At 45.8% G+C, this 17,431-nt stretch carries 21 protein-coding genes; 17 read left to right on the top strand and 4 right to left on the bottom strand.

Features of this window, described 5'->3' with window-relative positions; translation table 11 throughout:
* The coding region (locus F4X88_21745; GenBank protein ID MYA58907.1) for a hypothetical protein at positions 1–482 on the bottom strand (482 nt) is incomplete at its 3' end.
* A 730-nt stretch (positions 483–1,212) separates the two neighbouring features.
* On the opposite strand from F4X88_21745, the gene F4X88_21750 reads away from it, so the two are divergent.
* The 4 genes from F4X88_21750 to F4X88_21765 all read left to right on the top strand — a co-directional run bounded on the left by F4X88_21750 (position 1,213) and on the right by F4X88_21765 (position 4,179).
* Complete coding sequence (locus tag F4X88_21750; GenBank protein ID MYA58908.1) at positions 1,213–2,343, top strand: hypothetical protein; 1,131 nt, start codon at positions 1,213–1,215, stop codon at positions 2,341–2,343.
* 272 nt (positions 2,344–2,615) lie between these two features.
* The gene (locus F4X88_21755) at positions 2,616–3,395 is read left to right on the top strand and encodes an alpha/beta fold hydrolase (protein ID MYA58909.1); all 780 of its coding nucleotides are present in this window, start codon (positions 2,616–2,618) and stop codon (positions 3,393–3,395) included.
* An 86-nt stretch (positions 3,396–3,481) separates the two neighbouring features.
* Positions 3,482–3,829 (top strand): type II toxin-antitoxin system RelE/ParE family toxin, encoded by a 348-nt coding sequence (locus F4X88_21760; GenBank protein MYA58910.1) that lies wholly within the window; start codon positions 3,482–3,484, stop codon positions 3,827–3,829.
* Positions 3,826–4,179 (top strand): hypothetical protein, encoded by a 354-nt coding sequence (locus F4X88_21765; protein MYA58911.1) that lies wholly within the window; start codon positions 3,826–3,828, stop codon positions 4,177–4,179. Before F4X88_21760 ends, F4X88_21765 begins: the two co-directional genes overlap by 4 nt.
* Here F4X88_21765 and F4X88_21770 read toward each other — a convergent pair.
* The 3 genes from F4X88_21770 to F4X88_21780 all read right to left on the bottom strand — a co-directional run bounded on the left by F4X88_21770 (position 4,157) and on the right by F4X88_21780 (position 6,912).
* Positions 4,157–5,101 (bottom strand): Gfo/Idh/MocA family oxidoreductase, encoded by a 945-nt coding sequence (locus tag F4X88_21770; GenBank protein MYA58912.1) that lies wholly within the window; start codon positions 5,099–5,101, stop codon positions 4,157–4,159. The genes F4X88_21765 and F4X88_21770 overlap by 23 nt on opposite strands.
* 76 nt (positions 5,102–5,177) lie before the next feature.
* The gene (gene rhaI, locus F4X88_21775; GenBank protein MYA58913.1) at positions 5,178–6,392 is read right to left on the bottom strand and encodes an L-rhamnose isomerase; all 1,215 of its coding nucleotides are present in this window, start codon (positions 6,390–6,392) and stop codon (positions 5,178–5,180) included.
* A gap of 1 nt (position 6,393) precedes the next feature.
* Positions 6,394–6,912 carry an HIT domain-containing protein gene (locus F4X88_21780; GenBank protein MYA58914.1) on the bottom strand — a complete coding sequence of 173 codons (519 nt, stop codon included), beginning with the start codon at positions 6,910–6,912 and terminating at the stop codon, positions 6,394–6,396.
* Positions 6,913–7,229: 317 nt separating this feature from the next.
* Here F4X88_21780 and F4X88_21785 point away from each other — a divergent pair, with 317 nt between their 5' ends.
* The 13 genes from F4X88_21785 to F4X88_21845 all read left to right on the top strand — a co-directional run bounded on the left by F4X88_21785 (position 7,230) and on the right by F4X88_21845 (position 16,931).
* Positions 7,230–7,706: a hypothetical protein gene (locus F4X88_21785; protein ID MYA58915.1), complete on the top strand. Its 477-nt coding sequence runs from the start codon at positions 7,230–7,232 to the stop codon at positions 7,704–7,706.
* A gap of 161 nt (positions 7,707–7,867) precedes the next feature.
* Positions 7,868–8,248: a hypothetical protein gene (locus tag F4X88_21790; GenBank protein ID MYA58916.1), complete on the top strand. Its 381-nt coding sequence runs from the start codon at positions 7,868–7,870 to the stop codon at positions 8,246–8,248.
* Positions 8,152–8,418 carry a hypothetical protein gene (locus F4X88_21795; GenBank protein ID MYA58917.1) on the top strand — a complete coding sequence of 89 codons (267 nt, stop codon included), beginning with the start codon at positions 8,152–8,154 and terminating at the stop codon, positions 8,416–8,418. Before F4X88_21790 ends, F4X88_21795 begins: the two co-directional genes overlap by 97 nt.
* Positions 8,415–9,680, top strand: coding sequence for a DNA methyltransferase (locus F4X88_21800; GenBank protein ID MYA58918.1), 1,266 nt, complete (start codon positions 8,415–8,417; stop codon positions 9,678–9,680). Before F4X88_21795 ends, F4X88_21800 begins: the two co-directional genes overlap by 4 nt.
* A gap of 68 nt (positions 9,681–9,748) precedes the next feature.
* The gene (locus F4X88_21805) at positions 9,749–10,069 is read left to right on the top strand and encodes a hypothetical protein (protein ID MYA58919.1); all 321 of its coding nucleotides are present in this window, start codon (positions 9,749–9,751) and stop codon (positions 10,067–10,069) included.
* Positions 10,070–10,173: 104 nt separating this feature from the next.
* Complete coding sequence (locus tag F4X88_21810; protein ID MYA58920.1) at positions 10,174–10,599, top strand: hypothetical protein; 426 nt, start codon at positions 10,174–10,176, stop codon at positions 10,597–10,599.
* Between the two features lie 89 nt (positions 10,600–10,688).
* Entirely contained in the window at positions 10,689–11,408 is a 720-nt protein-coding gene (locus F4X88_21815) for a hypothetical protein (GenBank protein MYA58921.1), read from the top strand.
* A 49-nt stretch (positions 11,409–11,457) separates the two neighbouring features.
* On the top strand, positions 11,458–12,117 hold the full coding sequence (locus F4X88_21820) for a hypothetical protein (GenBank protein MYA58922.1): 660 nt from the start codon (positions 11,458–11,460) through the stop codon (positions 12,115–12,117).
* 75 nt (positions 12,118–12,192) lie between these two features.
* Positions 12,193–12,849: a hypothetical protein gene (locus F4X88_21825; GenBank protein MYA58923.1), complete on the top strand. Its 657-nt coding sequence runs from the start codon at positions 12,193–12,195 to the stop codon at positions 12,847–12,849.
* 41 nt (positions 12,850–12,890) lie between these two features.
* On the top strand, positions 12,891–13,499 hold the full coding sequence (locus tag F4X88_21830) for a hypothetical protein (GenBank protein MYA58924.1): 609 nt from the start codon (positions 12,891–12,893) through the stop codon (positions 13,497–13,499).
* Positions 13,500–13,624: 125 nt separating this feature from the next.
* A complete protein-coding gene (locus F4X88_21835; GenBank protein MYA58925.1) occupies positions 13,625–14,860 on the top strand; it encodes a hypothetical protein in 1,236 nt (411 codons plus the stop codon).
* A gap of 244 nt (positions 14,861–15,104) precedes the next feature.
* Positions 15,105–15,641 carry a hypothetical protein gene (locus F4X88_21840; GenBank protein MYA58926.1) on the top strand — a complete coding sequence of 179 codons (537 nt, stop codon included), beginning with the start codon at positions 15,105–15,107 and terminating at the stop codon, positions 15,639–15,641.
* A gap of 24 nt (positions 15,642–15,665) precedes the next feature.
* Entirely contained in the window at positions 15,666–16,931 is a 1,266-nt protein-coding gene (locus tag F4X88_21845) for a hypothetical protein (protein MYA58927.1), read from the top strand.
* Positions 16,932–17,431 lie beyond the last annotated feature (500 nt).

Genomic DNA, 17,431 nt, shown 5'->3' on the forward strand with positions numbered 1-17,431 from the left:
GCATCCAAACGGGTATCGCCTTCCCTAGACCAAAATGTAACGGTATGTTTCCCCGGTTTCAGATCAAAGGTCAACGGATTCTTTTCGCGCCATTTTACTTGTGACCACGTCCACTCCTGATGCTGACCTGTATCCCAGATCATGTTGGCATCACCCGGTTGTGGACTTTTCTTCTGATCGACTGTGACATGGAAAGAGTCCTTCGCCGTATCTTGGGCAATCACCCGCCCCCACATCGTGTACTGACCGGGTGTTCTAACGTTAATCACGAAATCGGCTTTACCGGGGTGGCGACCACCCCCGCCCTTTCCCGCCGATATATACATACCGCCTGAAGCTTTCTTATCTTCATAAATTTCCATGATTTCTACAATTTCATCTGCGTCTTCGGCTTCAAAGCCAATCTCAGTAGCAATGCAATAACCGACCAATCCCAATACAAGCAGGACAAATTGAATCAATAACAACCGCATATATTTCATGCGTATATCCTCCTTAGGTTTGTAATAGCGCAATTCATTAATCGGGAGACCCCCCGTTTATACCTGACGGTGTATCCTTGACGCCGTAGCAGCTTTGTGATACACCGATACCCATACGTGGGATACTGCGCCGCTACCTACTGTATTTCAACTCGTAAGAGGTCTTCAGACGGGTCGCTCTTGGGTTGATAATAGAAGGTGCTCTTGTTGCAACCCAACACCTCACAAATCTCTCGCATTGAGTAATCGGGTCGCAACTTCTCAACGATGTGTCTCGGAATTCTCCTTTTCAAATAGATTGCCATTGTAGCACAATCTTATATTACAGAATGGTCTAAAAAACCGTAGGCAGTACAATGGCTCTGAAAAAAGGTTACCAATTAGTTCTATAAGGTCTAAGATAAATTCAGTTGTCCTACCCTCAATTTTATGATATTCTTAATGTCGTTGGAAACGGGCTGTGCTAACTGCGAATTCCACATTATAATCCAGGAAGGAAGGATCATGACGCAACTTCTTGAGAAAGTGCTTACCGAGGTTCACAAACTACCGCCGGAAAAACAAGATGCTATCGCTGCTGTGATTCTCGAAGAATTAGAAGATGCGCGGCTCTGGGACAAGGCTTTTTCAGAATCATAAGATAAGCTTGCCCAACTGGCGCAGAAAGTTCGTGCTGATATCAAGGCAGGGCGCGTTAGAAAAATGGGAATTGACGAGTAAGGAGGCGTGAATGGATACATTATCTACGCATAACTGTTCCCCGGAAAACCGTGTGGACGATCTGTTACGATCGGAAGTGCTTCAGGCGTTTGATCGTGCTACGTTTGAGCGCGATGGATATTGGGTGTGGGAAGGGATACTGACCGACGCTGCCCGCAAACGGTGGACAGCCAGCTTGCAGAAATTACAGCAGATGAACGATGTGATCCTCATGGATACGGAATGGAGTGCTATCGATTTTCAGGCGCGGGGATTTCCTTCGCCTTTACCGGAACAAATCACACCGGAGTTTTTGGCAGCATGCTGTGGAGGTTCAGAGCAAATGCCGGGTTTCCTCAGAACCGCTGAGTTGCGTCGATATATGCACACCTACGGGCTATTCGGACCGGGAGCGGCGTTGGTCACCCATGGATTCGAGTCGCAAGGTGTTATGCCGGAATACTTCCCCGCCGGATATGACGACTTTATCATGGATGTGACCAGTGCTCACCCGCAAATGATGGCACTCTTCACGAAACTTTTCGGGGACAGATTCATACTTGACCACTGTTTTATGCTCAACCGGGCGATCGGTTCAAAAGGGCGTCGATGGCATGCACATCAGTATCGGGATGGGCAGTACGAAGTTGAGGACCCCATTGGGACTGGAAACGCCCTGACCACTGAATTTCTAAAACGACAGTGTATTCGGACGCTGTGCTATCCAGAAGGGGCAACCATCGAAGATGGTGGAGAACTTGCAATTATTCCTGGAGCGCATCTCTATCGCATTCCGTACAAATGGAGCACAGAACGACCCGATGATGACGCTGCCATGCAAGCAGGGTGGTTGAAGGGTAAGATCCACGCCTTTACACGGAAACCCTTAGAAATTGTACACCTCTCGCTACCGCCTGGAAGCATGGTGTCCTTTGTCCATCATATGCCGCATTATGTGGGTTATCGAAAGCCGGGGACGACGACTCGGTGGGGACTCCTTATGGCGTATCGAACGCCCGACCCGGATGCAGAACCGGAAAAGTGGACAAATGGTATTCCCACCCATTGGGTGGAACAGACCGCGGCCCAAGGAAAGTTGTCTGTGGCGGCGCAGCGTGTGTTTGAGGCTGATACCCCCATCTACAAGCATCTACAGAACTGAATCATTTGGCGATATATGCAGGAGTACAATCTCAGCGATGAGTCATTCGCCATCTGTGGATTCCCAGCCGAAACGCCCACAGAAATGCCAATTTAAAAATGTTATAAGAACGTAACATTTTGGAACATTATTCCGAAATCTACTATAAATGCCGCTGGGTAAAAATTTGTTTCGCATTGCAGATGTATGGTATAATTTGCAGAAAATCCAGAGGATTTCCAGAGGGCTTTGGCGTCAAATAGAGAGTGAACCTCGCAAAGGAAAAGAAAGATATGACAGAAAGACCGATCGTATTTTACAATCAAGGACAGCAGATAAACGGAATACTGCATTCACCAACAGGTTACGAAACACCGTGCCCGGCAGTTGCCTTTTTTCACGGATTCACGGGAACGAAAGTTGAGCCGCACCGGATATTCGTCAAAACTGCGCGGGAGCTCGCCGCTATCGGGTTCTATGTGCTTCGGTTCGATTTTCGGGGTTCCGGGGACAGTGCAGGCGATTTCTCGGAGATGACGATCGGTGGCGAGATTTCGGATGCCGTCAAGTCCGTTGATGTGCTTACCGCTATGCAAGGGGTAGACCCTGAACGCATCGGCATTTTGGGATTGAGCATGGGAGGGTGTGTTGCGGCGTGTGTCTCCGGGCAAGATGCGCGCGTGAAATCGACGGTGATGTGGGCACCGCTCTCGGACGATCCACCAGACCGAAAACAGGAAATATTGGAGAGAGACAAGAACACACTGACACCAGAGGAAATCGCGCAGTTAAACCCAAACATCGTCGGGAAAGCGTTCTATGAAGAACTCCCCGATATATCCCCTTCCGTTACCCTCCAGCAATTTACAGGCGCGCTCCTCGTGATTCACGGCAGCCGTGACGATGTCGTGCCGGTCTCTCACGGCAGACGTTACTACGAATTGATGCGCGGACGCGAGGCTCTGACGGAACTTGAGATCGTTGATAAAGCCGATCATACTTTCAATACGGTTGCATGGGAGCAAGCGGTCATCTCCAGATCGGTCGTATGGTTTCAGCAAACATTGGCATAATATGAAGGAAAATAATTTGCTAAAGATAGCAAATTTGTAGTAAAATGATTTATATCTGAATTCCTTTGAAGAGTTAAGATTTAACCATGCATGAGGCATATCCACGGGAAATACGACGCTACCGCACCCCAAGCGGCAGTGAACCTTTCACCGAATGGGTTGGATCCATACGAGATCAACGAACTCGATACCGAATTCTTGCACGAATTGAATCCATTGAAAGCGGAGGCAATTTTGGCGATTGTAAACCTGTTCGCGGTAGCGGTGGTATCTTTGAATTGCGTTTCCACTTCGGTCCAGGCTACCGTATCTATTTTGGTGAGATAGATAACATGATTGTTCTCTTACTTTGTGGCGGGGACAAATCGTCACAGGCACAGGATATTGCACGTGCAAAAAACTATTGGCGGGAATACAAGGAGACACAACGATGAGAGATTCAGGAACATGGCGAGAATATATGGTTCAACGCCTCGCTTCCGATCCGGGAGGGGTGAAGGACTATCTCCAAGCAATTATGGAAGAATACCAAACTTTTGGAGATCTGCGAGTCGTTCTGTTGGCACTTCAAACTGTTGCCAAGGCGGAGGGAGGCATATCAGCACTTGCCAAAAGAATTAACGCTGAGCCGGAAATGCTCTCGGAAGAATTATCAAGCGATAAGGCTTTAACGATTGACACACTCAGAACCATTCTTAACGCATTTGGATGCAGACTTTCAATTGAGCCTCTGGAAACAGAAAATCTCCACCCCCCTACACTTATTCTTCAAACCCAAGACTGATACGGATTGCCTCTAATGCAACCGCTGCATCTTCCAAATTCGGAGGCTGATCAGCAGCCCCTCGGATCTCGGAGAACCATAACTCTTGGAGCGTTTGTTGCGGTGAATCCGGTATGGAGAGCGGTGTCACACCAGAAGGGGTTGTGCAGTGCCACTCGCCACCCGCATCGCTAATGGTGCCTTCGGTGAGGACGTATCGCTCGTGTTCTTCGGCGGCGTTAATAGCGATACCACCTGCCCAGGTCCACTGTCCGATACCGCCGCGTTTGAATTCAACACTGAGCGTGTTAACAAACCCGTCGTATTGTCCATTCTCCCTTAACCCTTCGTAGACAGCATTCCTTTTAACGGACGCAGCACCCCCGAAGAAATCCACAATCGGATAGATATGATAGATGAAAAAGTGCGCGGGGGTTCCTGACACCGGCAGATTGAAGAGTATCTCAGGACGCGCACCGCGACCGGGTGTGAGACGCACGAAAGAGGTGAGCAGCAGATCGCCGAGTTTGCCTATTTTTTGCTTGAGGGCTTTGTGGGTGTTGGAGACTGCCTCCGGATGCGATACCCGAAGGACACGACCCCGCTTTTCTGCGAGCTGCAGTGCGGCTTCTCCTTCGCCGACATCACTGGCGAGCGGATACTCCACGAAAACGTGTTTATCTGATCGCAACGCCGCGAGTGTCATCTCACCGTGACTGTCGTTGTGGGTGCAGATGACGACACCCTCTATGTCTTCGCGTTCAACAAGACGTTGCCATTCGGGTATAAAGGCTGTCTTGTGTTCTTTGGCGAGTTGAGTGCCTGTCTGTTCGTTTCTGGAGGCGATCGCCACGATTTCGGCATCTATAATTGAAGCAAAGCGTGTGAGGTGATTCCGTGCCATCCCACCCGAACCGATAATTCCGATTTTAATCTTGGTCATATTTTTTCATGATTTTCCATAAGAAAGGCGCGATTAGAAACCGCGCCTACCGAGTTTGAGACTGTTTCAACCGTGCCTATGCCCAGCCTTGGCTTTCGCCACCCACACGAGCGACACTAATCTTCTCGTAATAACCACTCTTCCGATACGCCGTCAACGGATGTGGATCGCGTCCCATCTCCAAACGGACCTGCTCCACCAGCGGATTTACATCCGTTTCATAAGCGCGTTGGAGGATAGATTCTGCTTCAACCAGATCGGCGGCATCCTGCGCAGCGACGAGTGCCTCCCGATCAACGAGCAGTGCCTTTGCATACGCCTTTTGCAAATTGCACACGGATTGGATACTCGCTTCTACCTTCGGTTTCAGGTTATGACTCTGATCGATCATGTAAGCGATGTCGGTTTCCGTGTTCGGATCGAGTTCTGCGGCGACCAGTTCGGTGTAAATCAGGAAGAGTTCTTGCGGATTGATAGAACCGACTGTCAGATCATCATCTGCGTATTTCCGGCAGTTGAAATGGAACCCACCGAGTTTGCCTTCATCAATCAGGTAGGCGACGATGAACTCAATATTCGTGCCTTGTGGGTGATGCCCTAAGTCGATGAGGACTTGCGCTTTCTCACCGAGTTTCGTTGCCAGGAGGTAGGCGGTTCCCCAGTCGGGGAGATCGGTATGGTAGAATGCGGGTTCAAAGAACTTATACTCGATGAGCATACGGGTGGCATCTGGAAGTGCATCGTAGACCTCGGCTAACGCCGCCTCCATCCATTGCTTGCGTTTCCTGAAGTTCGACTGTCCGGGAAAGTTCGTCCCGTCTGCGAACCACAAACTAAGCAGATCTGACCCGGTTTTCTCCATGATGTCAACACATTCCAGCATGTGATCTATCGCAAGTCGGCGAATATCGGCATCCGGGTTGCAGACGCTACCGAGTTTATACGCCTGATCCTGAAAGACGTTCGGATTGATTGCGCCAATGCCGATACCGACATCCGCAGCATACTGTTTCAATGCTCCCCAATCGTCCGTCTTGTCCCACGGAATGTGGAGTGCTACGGTCGGGGCGATACCGGTGAAACGGTGAACGGTCGCTGCGTCTTCCAGACGTTCGGCGGCATTTCGGGCTGCCCCAGGCTGTTCAAAAACACCGAACCGAGTGCCGGAATTGCCGTAACCCCATGACGGCGTTTCGATGTGTTGCTGCTTCAGATGGGCTTTGATAGCCTCTACCTGAATGCCCTGTTTCTCTAACGTTTCAGCTAAAATATCATAAGCGGGATTACTCATTCTATGTTTCCTTTCTTGAATAGGTTTCGGTTGTCAGTTCCTGAAATATCTGTCCCAGTTTCTTCTGTGTAGCGTTCGGATCTTCGATGATGATACGCGCACCGCCAATAACGTCCATGAATCCCAATTCACGCGGATATCGTGGAACAACGTGTAGATGAAAATGCGCGATACTTGCACCCGAGGCATCTCCCATGTTATAGCCGACGTTGAAGCCGCGCGGCTGATAAGCACACGTGAGTGCCTCGAAACAGAGACATTGCAGTTCGTGCAGTTCTTGAACCTCTTCCTGATTCAACTCCCGGACGTCAAGCACATGCCGATTCGGAAAAATTAAGAGGTGTCCCGGACTGTAAGGATAGAGGTTCAGCGAGATGGTAAAGCGTTCGGTTTGATGGACCTCAAGCCGTTGGACTTTATCATTTTTCTCGACAATTGCGCACAGAATACACGGGACATTTGGACGGTTTTTTCCTTTGGCGTAAGGCATTTTATTCGGGACGAAGAGGTTATGTCGCATAAAGAGGTTTCCTATTTCTTTCCTGGCGCGCTGTGTTGTATAATTTTTTAGTTTTCTGAGCGGTAAAAGGGATTAAATTTTCACACGTATATGATATACTATTTCAGTAACGCTTGCAAGCAGATATTTATTAGCGGTGATGTATGGTAGGACTGAGCCGCTTTAGATTGAAACTTTCCACACTTTCTTCTTGAAAAAACCTCTATAAACCGCTATACTATCTATATCACGTGGGTAGACCTAATCGGCGTCACCGCTTGGGGACGTGTCTGCCTCCCACTTGATAGGGGATAAATGCGTGATAGCGTGAGATTTCCATGAAAACGATTTTTCTTTTTTCATTTCTATTCTGTGCTATTGCAATGCCGGCTCTTGCCGAATTGACAGAGGCAGACCTCAATAAAATTCGATTGATTGTAAATGAATCAGAAGCGCGTGTTATTGAGAAGGTTGACGGGAAAATCAAGGATTCTGAAAACCGGATGAAAGAGCATACGAATATCAAAAATGAGGGTGTTCAGAAGCAAATAACGATTTTGACCTACGTTGTATGTGGGCTGATTGCACTTATTGTTGCTGCTATAGCAATCCCACAAATTATCATGGCATGGCGGAGTGCAAGGGAAACCTCACCTCGCGAAAACATAAAAGCACTTGTTGAAGAAGTTATGGGAGAAATCACTCCCGAAGAAAAGCGGATATTTGAAGAAACTATGCGCGAACAAAAACAACAAATCGAGACGCTTACACAGGAAATCGAAACCCTTAAACAACAGCGGATGGTCAACCCTTGAGCCGCCGAAACAGTCCTTGAAGCCGAAGCACGTGGCGAACCATTTACAGAGCCACCCCCGGGACACGATTCCCTAAAACCTAAAAAGAAAAAACGCTTCATCTTTTTCTGATTTCTCTTGATAATCGGAAAATCACAATGACAATAGATTGAGGTTCTTCAATGAATATACCCCAGTTAAAAGAAAAACTCTCTGATATTAACCGGATGGGCTATGTCGTTTCACTGCGAAAAGGGAACACTGGCATCGGCTATACACTGGAAACCTTACTCGGAGTTGCGGAAAATAATCTTAGGTCTCCTGACTTGGGGATAGAACTCAAAGAAACCTCACTTGGCGTTGCAGAAAATAATCTAAGGTATTCTGACTCGGGAAATATAGAACTGAAAAGCAGAAGAATTAAGTCTCCCAGTCTGTTGACGATGTTCACTTTCAATGACAGCATTTGGAAAATAAATTCTCGAATGTGCTGTTGGTTGAGGCGCAGAGTCGTAAATCAGGCGAACAGGAAGAATTTTGGTATAAAGAGGCATATTTACTAACGGGTATCATCGTGCAAAAATTCTTAGAATATATTCAGAACGGTCCTATAGTCGTTGACCTCAGAATGCATATAGCCCAAAATGGGGTCGTTAGAAATCACGGAACTGCTTTTAGACTGCATCGACGATACTGGGATTCATGCTTTAATAATACGGAAAGACTGCTATGAGTGTATTGAATCTGAAGAAATATAAAGACGAATCGTGGGACTTTCGAGAGGCGGATACCAAAGAGTACACCCACTGTTTCCACACGTACCCCGCGATGATGATCCCGCAGATCGCACGGAAACTGATTAAAGAATACGGCAGAGAAGACGGGTGGCTTCTCGATCCCTATTGTGGCACTGGTACTTCTCTCGTTGAGGCGTCTCTCTTCGGTATGCACAGCGTCGGATGTGACATTAATCCCCTCGTGCGTCTGATAGCGACTGCCAAGTCAACACCAGTTTGTTTGTCCGCCTTAGACGAAACGCTAAGCGAATTAAACAAGTATCTCTTTCAAGTTGAATACCAAGAAAGTGATCTCCCTGATGCTCCGATTCCCAACATCCTAAATCTGACGTATTGGTTCTCTGATGAAGTTATCAGAACTCTCGCCTATCTCCGAGCTCGGATTAGCCATGTAAGCGATAAAGCAATCCAGAACTTCATACTCGTTGCTTTTTCAGAAACCGTTCGAGAGGTATCCTATACCCGGAATGGCGAGTTTAAATTATATCGTATGCCTACGAACAAACTTAAAGACTTCAAGCCTGACGTTTTAGGCATCTTTACTAAGAAATTGCGTAGAAATCGGCAGGGGTTGACATCCTACCTTGAAAGACGAAAAAATGTAAAAGTATCGGTATCTATGGCAAATACCGTTCAAGGTGAACTCCCAACACCGCATCCACCTGCGGGGTATGATATAGTGATGACATCCCCTCCTTATGGGGACTCGCAGACCACCGTCGCGTATGGGCAATTTTCTCGGCTCGCAGCAGAGTGGATCGGATTACCCAATGCTCGTAAAGTTGACAAACTCGCAATGGGCGGACTTCGTTCAAAAGACACATTGACCAACTCTCCAGTATCGTCGGCTGTTGAGAAAATCCGTTCGGTTGATGAGAAGCGAGCCGAGGAAGTGTCTGCGTTTTACATCGACCTTGAGCGTAGCATCAATTCAATAGCACACGTCTGTTCGCCGCACGCCACAATATGCTATGTCGTTGGGAATCGCCGAGTCAAGGGAGTTCTGCTACCGACGGACGAATTTGTTGTTGATGCCTTTCGTCAGCACGGTTTTCTACACAAGACTACCATCGTCAGAAATATACCGAACAAACGGATGCCGAAGAAGAACAGCCCTTCTAATATTGCAGGCGAAACATCTAAAACGATGCACGAAGAAAACATCGTCGTTTGTCAGAGGACAAATCATAGATACTAATAGGACAGATTGCCTTTATCTGGAAAACAAAGTCCCTTCCGACCCAATCCAGCAGGAATTTGTGTTGAATGCCTGAAAACAAAAGGAGCGAAAACACTGTGAAAGGTACAAGACGACTGGATAATCCAGAAACAACACGTGACATTAAGCACGATAGCGGTAACTTCATAGAACGAGCCAAGCAGATTTATCTCGATAAACGCGCTGAAGGTTTGAAACGCCACAAAGCAATACAAGCGACCGCTGATAAATTAAATTGTGGTTACATGCGCATTTACAATTGGCAGGTAAGGTTTCAATGGGAAAAACCTCCGCCAAAGAAAAAGAATTCTGTGGTCTCTGATAAATATTATCATGAGTACCCAAGCGGAAATTCTGATGACTACTAAAAATGATGATCCAGACGAAAAACACGATGGAATGCGCGCGCCTTTGATAACAATGAATAATCAGTAAGTTTAGTGCTTTTTAGTTTCAGAAAGGAGATTCATCAATGCACACAGAATGGTGGAACGAACCCGAAATGTCCGAAGATGAGCGGGCTTTAGAGAGACGAGAACATCAGTTAAGAGCAATGAACAACGGTCATACAATAAACATAATGCCCGGTTCTAAAGCGGAAATGCGGTCTCAACTTGACAGACTTATTAAGTTTGATTTAAGTATTCAAGATGACAGGACTGAGTTCTTTAATCAATTCCGAGATGATGATTCCCCGCCGCGTCCGCCTTCTCTCTATCTACTCACAGAAGCAGATATTGACCATCTTCTTGAACACGGATACATCCCAGGACTCGATATTGTTCTTTCAACCGAGCCTCTGATAAATGACAATAGCGTCCCGCTGAGACCACCCCTGATCGTGGAATTTATGGGGTATGCCGATGAGTGGGATACATCTGCGAAATCATCAGATTAGTCGGTTGCCGTCTTGGAAAGCGTGCCATCCAATGAAAACACACCAGGATCATGAGTCAATATCGGATAACTACTTAAAGAGGAATAACAGTGGATCTGGAACCCGTTTTAGAAACAATACCCAAAATAATTGCTACCCAGACAGCTAAATTGACTTATAACTATCTTGCCAGTCGCGTAAAAGAGCGTATTGAACGTAATTGGGAACTGATGTCAAAAGATATGCGTGAAAAAGTCGATCAAGGCGACCCCTTGAGAAATGATTGGTTCGCGGAAAATGAAGTATTGAACAATCGCATTTCATTCCGATTATTGGAGAAAACCATAAGAGAAATTAGCAACGACTCTGAGGAAAGAAAAAGTCTGCATATTGCTAAATTCTGGGTAAATATTTGCTTAACATCTAATGCTGATATAGATCAAGCAACGGCTTTTTCATATTTTGAGGCAATAGAATCAGTATCGTGGCGGCAATTATGTATAATAAGACTTATAGTGCTTTACGGAGATCATGAAGTAGAGATTGATCCTATAGATGATGAAGGACAAATGCCTCAAGACATGCAGACAAGTTTTTATTCTATTAGCAGAGAGTATGAAAAATTAATGGATGATCGCTACATTGACGGGGCATCTGTTCCTACAAATACAAAAAATAAAAATCCGTTCGTGCGTAACCCAGGCTCTGGATGGCTTCCAGAGAATACACGCCGATTATATTCATTAATGAACCTGCATGAGATTCCAGATGGAGATATCGAACAAACTTTTTCAATATGGAATGTAAGGATGATCCAGACTTCGGGATGAGGAGCCGACAGCGGAGATCGTCAAAATCGGATAACACAAGGACAACTTTATGAAAAAAAGAAAAGCGATCCAAATCGCAATCATTTTTATTTTCTGTGCTTTGATCTCCAGTTGCATTCATACAATAGAAAATTCTCTCACGGCAACCCCACACTTTAGACAAGTCTGGTGGGGTAGTACAAAGGCATCCGTGCTAACGAAAGAAAAAGGAATGCGTATCAAATCAAACACCGGTGGCGCGTTGGTTTACAAAACTCGATATGAATCCATACCCGTCTCGCTCGTCTATTGTTTTGGCAGCCACAATGGTATTTATCGCCTTCGCGCAGCCGGGTATCTGACAGAGACACCTGTAGCGATAACCGATCCAAATAGCGTGTTCCGTCAAAATCTGCTTGACACACTTGGCGATCCTACTGAAACCCTTGAAGATGGCGGTATGCTTTGGAAAAATGAAGATACTGTCGTTTACACAAATACCTATCGGGCAGTAGGCACTGACCGCGGACTTATTGCAAGAAGCACCCCAGGATCCATTATTTCAAGACCACAACGGCAGCGCACACCGCAATGGCACATTATCGCCGGATACATCGATAGGAAGTTCTACGACGAGTTAGAGAATAAAGAAACAGAACTGCCTCTCCATGCAGAACTGTCATATTATGAAGAAATCTTCTTCGGAATGTTTTATTCTACGAGGCAGTGAGACTGCAGTATAGTGAGATATTGAGAATAGCAAGACGGTGCTATTTTCAAGACATCGGAAGAAAGGAAAGACTTTATGACATCACAATACGAAATGCTATTCCCATTTACGAACCAGAAAGAAATTCTTGACTGGGCAGATCGCTACACTGAAGATCAAAAGCCAAAGCGGAAACAGAAAGAGAAAGATGTCATCAAAATCAGAAAAAACGTAAAGGCACGCCAGACCCACGAGACTCCCGGCGGCTATCTCACGAGATGTGAATTGATGAAGATGGGAGGCTGGAAACGTCATACGCTTCCAAGCCTGATAAAGGATAACCCTGACGGTAATGTTGAAAAGATTACCGCAGAGGTGTTTCGTCCCGGCGATGACTGGGAGAAACTCAAAAAGTTAACAGATATAGTCGGTGTTAGAGAGTCGGTTGGGTCGGTGATTTTACACCTCTATGACGACGGCGATTACGATTACCCGATTCTCGACAAACACGCGCTTCGCTCCATCGGGATTGATCACAGGAAGGTTAAATATGATGCTCCCTTCTGGCGGAAATATATCAAATTCTGCCAAGCGAAAGCCGAGTGTCATGGCGTGTGTATGCGGACACTGGATCGGGCGTTATACAAGTTTTCACAGAGCGGTGCCGCCTTCGCTCTGAAAAACATAACAGACGAAATGTTTTTTTTAGAACTCAAACGATGCGGGTATGACCCCTCCAGCCTACGCACATAAACCGAGGCCGCTGACGAAATCACCTAAACCGCAGAAATCGTATGACCTCCAAGGACAACATAATTTATTACACCATCACGGCTGTTGTATTCATAGGTGTCGTTGTATATTCCCTCTTGTTTTACAACGCCGGACAACCCGCCAATGGGGACAGTGAGAGGGAAAATATAAGCACAATAGTTAGCGCAGTTTCCCCATTCCTAACAGCAACTGCTACGATTGTTCTTGCATTGATCACATGGCGGTACGTCCGGCTGACGGATTCTCTACTAAAAGCTACCTACAAACCTGAAATTGTTGTTTATCTACGTTTATACCGAAAACCCAATACTTCTATGGCTGTTTACGGAATGAATATTTGTGTGGAAAATGTAGGTTCTGGAGTTGCCCGTCATGTGGTGTTTGGAGGGGATGTTTGTTATAGAATTGGAAAATACATTTGTCTGAATAGTGCTGATTTTATCAGCCATGGAATTGATGCTCTTGCACCTGGACATAAGAAAGAACACAATCTAATCAATTTGATGGGCGTTGTAAGCGAAAAACGATCTGAACCTGTAGTTATTACTGTTACTTATAAAGATTCCATGAATGGTGATCACGACGGTGAATTTACACTTGATTTTAACGATAGGACTGTAGTAGATTGAAAACGGATTGGAAACGGTGCGTTTTAAGGACATTCTCGCAAGGATTTTTTTATGAAATGGTATCAGAAGCATGGAAAACAAAGCGGAAAACCGTCTTACAATGCGAAAAAGGTAATCCAAATTTTATGAAAGATTACGATGTCATTGATGCATTCATAGGATATTTGCAGGAACATGGTTATCCAGAACTCAGGATTGATCGGTATCCTGATAAGGAGAATAGAACGTCTTCTGACATAGATGCAATTGCCGGGGACTTTGCTATTGAGCACACAAGTATTGACACACTCCCGAATCAACGCCGCAATGCCGATTGGTTCAGTAAAGTTACCGAGGGACTTGAGGAAGAATTCGCCGATCAACTCTCGTTTCATTTGAGCATCACCTTTGATTACGGGGCCATCAGGAAAAATTATATTAGTATCACCGAAAAACGAGGTTTGGGAGAAATTCACCAAGTATTTAAGAATCGGATTGGTGAAGTTAATCTTTCCTTAGCAGACGGTTGCCGTGTTCTTAACGGCGTTCCTGACATTCCTTTCCAGTTCGACGTAATCGAAGGAAATGAACTTCCCAAAGACATTCTTTTCGCTCTCATTAACCCGGAGGACTCCACTCTTCCTGAGCGCATTGAGGAGCTGATTGATAGAAGCGCGAAGAAACTCGCGAAAGATCAAAGCAATACGAAGACTACAGTCCTTCTCATTGAGATCAATGATCCTGCCCTTATGAACGATAGAATACTGGGAGCGATACGGAAGGCTTATCCGGAAGAACTGCCGTCCGGAATTAATCAAATCTGGTACGGTGAAGCGGTTGAAAAACCTATTTACGTTGCCACCACCAAAAGACAAAATTGGAGAGAGATTCGCCAGGCATTCATAGACTGGATCAATGAAGAGAAAAAGAACCCACGTTTAACAGATGGCTCTCATTGGATTAACCAAGAGAAAAAGAACCCACGTTTAACAACTTGTCTTCATTGGATTAACAACGTTCCTGGGATTCCCTTCCGGTTCCATGTAATTAAGGAAAGTGCCTCTCGGTCAGGCGTTTGCTTCGGGCTTTTTGAAGCGAACGACTCCTCTCTTTCGGAACGCCTCAAGGAACTACTTGATAATAGGGCCGAGAAACTCGCGAAATACCAAGGCACAGGGAAAACAACGGTACTTCTCCTTGAAAATAATGATATTGCCCTTATGGATCCCCATGGAAGGAAGTTACTGAACGCGATACGAGAGACTTACCCAAGAGGTCTCCCGTCAGGAGTTGATAAGATATGGTACGCTGACACAGCTGAATCACCTAGCCCAGATGGAATTAAATTCACGGATTTTACTCCCTATCTGACCGAAAACTAAATCGGTGTGGAGTGAATCTGTGAAAAAAAGTTTAATTTGTATAACGCTGATTGTACTGCCATCGGAAATTTAGACCACTCTCTAAACCAAGATTGTGATACAATAACAATCTATTTCAAAGGAGCATTCCGATGCGTGAAGTGCCACCCTCCCACTGTAGCAAAGGGAAAAAAGACTGGAGACTGGAAAACCAACATGTATAAATAACATAATAAGTATTTTTGGACTTAAGAGAGGACAGCAAATGCATTTACAACAAATTCACCCAAAAGTGTTAGTCTATCTTCTTGAATTCTCAGGAAACGCAGGTGTTATGTGCCAGACATCTGAACTGTTAGAATGCCCTCATTTTAACAGGGCGTTACACCTTTTCTTGGCACTTCCAACGAACGAATTGAATCAACTCTTACAAATCGTAGTTCATCCGTCTGGTGCTGTTACGAACTGGCATAGGTATCTGAATTACAACAAACGCGCATATAAGAGTGAGTATTTGCGTTCTGACGAATGGAAACGCAAGCGTGATGCGGTAATACATCGTGCGATGATGAAAGGTGCGATGCGACCGCGTATTCCTGAAAACCCTGTGATAAAGCGTTCTGTGGACAAATATGGTCGTGTGATAGAGTCTATAGAGGTGGAATTGAAGCCTATTTGTGAGGCTGAGGGATGTGAGAACGAAGCCAAACAAGTGCATCACAAGCATTATGATAATATCGGCAAAGAACAATTAGAAGATCTCCAGGCACTGTGTAAGAAATGCCATGCCCAACGTCACTAAGCGGATCCCAGAAGAAAGGTAGTTATGAACGTAGAAAACCGAACCATCTTCGAAGGCGATAACCTCCATATTCTACGAGGTATTGACACCGAGTCAGTAGACCTTATCTATCTGGACCCGCCCTTTAATTCCAATCGCAATTATTCTGCCCCGATAGGTAGCGAGGCAGCAGGGGCTGCCTTCAAGGATACTTGGACACTTTCAGACGTTGACAACGCTTGGCACGGGGAAATTGCAGAGCGTGAACCGGCGTTATATCAGGCTATCCATGCCAGTGAAGTGACACACGGCAAGGGTATGAAGTCGTATCTGATTATGATAGCAGTTCGTATGCTTGAAATGAAACGGGTGCTGAAAGAGACTGGAAGTATTTATCTACACTGTGACCAGACTGCCAGCCATTACCTCAAAATGCTAATGGATAGCATTTGGGGAAAAAGTAATTTTCTTAATGAAATTATTTGGTGCTATCGTGATATTGGCAGTAGAACCACACAATACTTTAAAAAGAAACACGATACACTATTAGCATATTCAAAATCTCACTCTTGGACACACAATGCCCAAAGGGGTGAAATCGCAGAAAGCACTCGAAAACGCTATCAAAAGTATTTTGATAAAAATAATCAGATAACATACGCGGCTTTGCGAGAATCTAACCCCGGTGTATTCGCTAAATTAAAAGGGATACCAGAGGATTTAAACGAAGTCTGGTTAGACGTAAAACGCGGCGCACAATTACCTGATTGGTGGACAGATATATCGCCTTTAAAATCAGGTTTTAATGAAAGCACCGGCTATCCTACCCAAAAGCCCGTCGCCCTCTTACACCGCATTATCCAAACCTCCTCTAATGAACGGGATATAGTCCTTGACCCTTTCTGCGGGTGTGCCACAACTTGCGTAGCAGCCGAGCAGTTGCGTAGGCAGTGGATAGGCATTGACATATCACCGAGAGCCATTCAGTTAGTCAGAACCCGATTGGAAAAGGAAGTCAGTTTTTTCGGGCAAGTTATCAGTCGCGACGACATTCCCAAACGCAGTGGGAAGTTGCCAAACTACCGGACACACAAACATACACTCTACGGACAGCAGGAAGGGCTTTGTAAGGGGTGTGGCGAACACTTCCCATTCAAAAACTTCACCGTAGACCATATCACTCCGCGGGTAAAAGGTGGCACAGACCACGAAGAAAATCTACAACTTCTCTGTAATTACTGCAACTCACTCAAAGGTACAGGAACACAAGCAGAGCTGATTGTCACATTAAAAGAGCAAGGAATGCTGTAGTTTGAAAGTGGAATTTAGCAAATCTACCTACCAACGAAAAACGCGCAGAATCGCCTACAAGCCCCTCCAATAACGCCCTCTGTGGTTGATACTCTCCTGATATTCCAAACGCCACACTGCTTTTGACACGCGCTCGTCTCGGTACCCACTCTGAACCTGACACCCCCTTGAAAACCGAAAAACACGCCACAGCATCCGCCCCGGCGTTACCAGCCCACGCCCTGCAGCCGTCCACACCGCTCACACGCCTGCACACCGCCTCTCTCACCGCCCACAAAGCACGCCGTCCCCCGCGTCGTATTCGGTCTCCACTGCACCGTTAAACGACAGGCTTTGAATACCGCTAAAAGTGAGAAACAGAGGCGCGTATTTTTACCAAAAAAGCCGTTATTTCCGTTATTTCCATTTTTTCCTTGACAACCTTTTTATCCACGTGGTATAATATATTACTAAAGTTTGGACAATATTATGATATTCAAGCTGCCTTGTCGAAAGGCAGC

Source organism: Candidatus Poribacteria bacterium (genome assembly GCA_009839745.1).
In the GTDB taxonomy this organism is placed as follows: Bacteria; Poribacteria; WGA-4E; order WGA-4E; family WGA-3G; genus WGA-3G.